We start from the raw sequence: 839 nt of genomic DNA on the forward strand, positions 1-839 counted from the left end.
GATAAAGTCCTTAATTTTTTACACAAATAGGGTTTCTATTACATTTTTCGCAGTAGGATTTAGTTATGTTAGAGATACAAAATATATGCAAGTACTATAAAAACAGCAAGTACTCAATAATATTTCTTTTGTAGCAGAAGATAGCAAAGTTACGGGATTTGTTAGACCTAACGGTTCCGAAAAATCAACTGCGCTATATTGCGCATTGGGACTCATAAAAGCCAATGAAGGTGAAGTATTATTCGACGGCGTCCCATACAAAAAGCTTAATTCCCCAATAAAAACAGTCGGCAAAGTATTAGATTTAAAAGCTAATTATAGAAATACTAGTGCTATAAAAAGCTCACATTCGTTACAAAATATTGTAAAATTCCAAAAAGTCGCGTATCGGAGATTATGGATATTGCCGGAATCAGCTCTATGCAAAATATGAAAATCAAAGAAATGTCAACTGGCATGCGCAACCACAACAAATTCAATATGGTCAGCCGTATGCGCAACCTCAGTATGCGCAACCACAACATACTAAGCCTACTACCGAGCTACCATTGCCTGATACTTCATATATTGGGCCAGAGTATGCTCATCCTCAATTTGCTAAAAAGAAACAAAACGATCAGGATTCTCAAGAAAATGCACAATGAGCTTAGTGCCAGAATTAGTGCCATCTATTATTGCTATGGTTGCTCGGGGCGTTATGCTATTTGCAGTGGGCGCTTTACTTCTAGCAAAAAGAATTAAAACTAGTATCGGCAAAAGTTGCAATAAATAAGCCCCGTTCGATTGCTCAGCAATGATTGCAATCGAACGGGGCTTATTTTTTATTTATACTTACTATG

At 36.6% G+C, this 839-nt stretch carries 1 protein-coding gene; it reads left to right on the top strand.

Features of this window, described 5'->3' with window-relative positions:
- Window positions 1-121: 121 nt before the first annotated feature.
- Window positions 122-433, top strand: coding sequence for a hypothetical protein (locus tag A5295_RS06240; protein WP_219705556.1), 312 nt, complete (start codon window positions 122-124; stop codon window positions 431-433).
- The last annotated feature ends 406 nt before the right edge of the window (window positions 434-839 follow it).

Source organism: Gardnerella sp. 26-12 (genome assembly GCF_001660745.1).
Taxonomy (GTDB): domain Bacteria; phylum Actinomycetota; class Actinomycetes; order Actinomycetales; family Bifidobacteriaceae; genus Bifidobacterium; species Bifidobacterium swidsinskii.